Raw genomic sequence first — 2,060 nt, 5'->3', positions numbered from 1 at the left:
AAAAAAACATTTATCACAGGCATTAACTCCTTGCAACTCCTATATCTCCTTTATTTTTTCTTATCCCTTATCCCGAATTGACGTTTACTACCATAAATTTATAACCTTTATTATCTTATACTTCTTGCATAAGTCAATAATAGCATCTTTTTAGCTAGCACTAAGTGATCTGGTAAAAAAATTTAGTAAAAAATCATTGACTAGGCAAATATATTAAAGCATAATCACCTCGATGGTCGTGCAGTTGCGTAAAAATCTATACTAGAATTTACGAGGAAAGTCCGGACTCTACAGAGATATGGTGCTGGTTAACGTCCAGCGGGAGAGTAATCTTTTAGGGAAAGTGCCGCAGAAAATATACCGCCAAATTATAATATAGTTTGGTAAGGGTGAAATGGTGTGGTAAGAGCACACCGGTAGGTTGGTAACAAGCTACGCATGGTAAACCCCACCAAGAGCAAGATCAAATAGGCACTACAGAACTTACGTGTTCCTAGGCATCTCTGGCTAGAAGTAGTGCGGGTAGATCGCTTGAGGTAAATGGTAACATTTATCCTAGATAAATAACTGCAATAAATAATAGAAATATTATCTATACAAAATCCGGCTTATAGACCATCATTTTTTATAAGACTTTTACCCAAAGGTTATTGCGAGGAGATGTTTTAGTGGTGACGAAGCAATATGACAAGCTTTATGGATTGCCACGACCTACTTGCGTGGTCTCGCAATGACGCTTGAGATGCATATACGTCATTGCGAAACTATGTAATGGTTGAAGCAATCCATTCCATAAGAATAGATTATCTCAAGGATTTTTAAATTATGAAAAATATTTTTTATACAGAATTTTGGCATAAATATTATCCTGTCATTTTATGTTTCATCTTACTGGTTTTTCATTTTTTATCAGCCTATCCTGGTGGTATGTCATCTGATAGTTTTGATCAATATCAGCAGAGTATTAGTGGAAATTATAATTCTCATCACCCATCTTTAATGTCAATAGTATGGTCGTTAATTAATCATATCCATCAAGGTCCACAATTGATGCTATTGGTAGATTTAGCATTTTTATGGGGTGGAATACTACTACTTCTGTATGCAGATCAACAAAATAAATATAGATATCTATATTTGGTAATTGCCCTTTCGCCTAATATATTGTCTCAATCTGCAACAATTTGGAAAGATGTAGTTTTTGCCTTAGGTACTTTCTTCTGCATAGCTACTTGTATTTTTTTTACTTATTGACAAAAAACAGCACCTTTCTGGGTGGTTGTTGGATTATTATTGATTTGCTTTTATATTGTTGGGGTTAAATTTCAAGCTAAATTTATTGCACCAATTTTGATTTTGTTTATATTGTCAGTTTATCTTAAAACTAATATTTTGATAAGAATAACAGCTACTAGTATTATTTCCGTAATAATCATATATGGTAATATTACACTTGCTAAATATTTTTCTACAGAGGGTCATTCAGAGCAATTACCTCAATTTTTTGATGTTGCTGGAGTGAGTGTTGCCATAAATAATGATGATTTATTACCAGACTATGTTAAAGAAGACAAAAATTTATATAGTTTTGAAAATCTCAAGGCACAATATACTGCAAGGTGGGTTGATACATTAATCTTTGGTGATACTAGGATTTATAATTCAACATCAGACCCTATAAAATTGCAAGAGATGCAGTCTGCTTATATAAAAGCTATAATGTACCATCCTCTAATTTTTTTAAAACATCGAATGATCAATTTTGCTTTTTTAATGACCAACACGCGATTCTATCGCTATGGCTTTATTGATTCTACCGAAGCTCAAAAACATAATATAGATATTAAGAATAATCACTTAAAAAAGGCGATAACAAAATATTTGAGAACGTTCGCTGAGCTGTGTCAGTATAGAATATCATAGTTTAAAATTCAACCTATCAGGGAAGAAAATATCTAGCTGGGAAACGGTTACCGCCCAATCTGGGATTGGCATATTCCACTTTGCTGTAATCTGTTTTATAGCACAAAAAACCAATTTGAACAAGGCATTTTCACTTG

2 protein-coding genes, 1 other RNA gene and 1 pseudogene are annotated in these 2,060 nt (G+C 33.0%); 3 read left to right on the top strand and 1 reads right to left on the bottom strand.

The window, feature by feature from the left end; genetic code table 11:
• Positions 1-228: 228 nt before the first annotated feature.
• The 3 genes from rnpB to RiCNE_RS06845 all read left to right on the top strand — a co-directional run bounded on the left by rnpB (position 229) and on the right by RiCNE_RS06845 (position 1,923).
• An RNA gene (rnpB, locus tag RiCNE_RS06855) (RNase P RNA component class A) lies at positions 229-627 on the top strand.
• Between the two features lie 198 nt (positions 628-825).
• Positions 826-1,254, top strand: a complete 429-nt coding sequence (locus RiCNE_RS06850) for a hypothetical protein (protein ID WP_094649810.1) — start codon at positions 826-828, stop codon at positions 1,252-1,254.
• 138 nt (positions 1,255-1,392) lie between these two features.
• On the top strand, positions 1,393-1,923 hold the full coding sequence (locus RiCNE_RS06845; protein WP_133062971.1) for a hypothetical protein: 531 nt from the start codon (positions 1,393-1,395) through the stop codon (positions 1,921-1,923).
• Here RiCNE_RS06845 and RiCNE_RS08640 read toward each other — a convergent pair.
• Positions 1,918-2,060 (bottom strand): annotated as a pseudogene (locus RiCNE_RS08640) (IS256 family transposase); the annotation flags it as partial. The gene RiCNE_RS06845 and the pseudogene RiCNE_RS08640 sit on opposite strands and share 6 nt — an antisense overlap.

The sequence above is a fragment of the Rickettsia endosymbiont of Culicoides newsteadi genome, assembly GCF_002259525.1.
In the GTDB taxonomy this organism is placed as follows: domain Bacteria; phylum Pseudomonadota; class Alphaproteobacteria; order Rickettsiales; family Rickettsiaceae; genus Tisiphia.
Note: the sequence above shows the minus strand (reverse complement) of the source record. Positions and strands in the feature narration are given on the sequence as shown.

What these genes read in the sequence shown, in the direction of transcription:
- RiCNE_RS06850 (WP_094649810.1), top strand. Translation starts at nt 826, where the DNA reads ATGAAAAATATTTTTTATACAGAATTTTGGCATAAATATTATCCTGTC.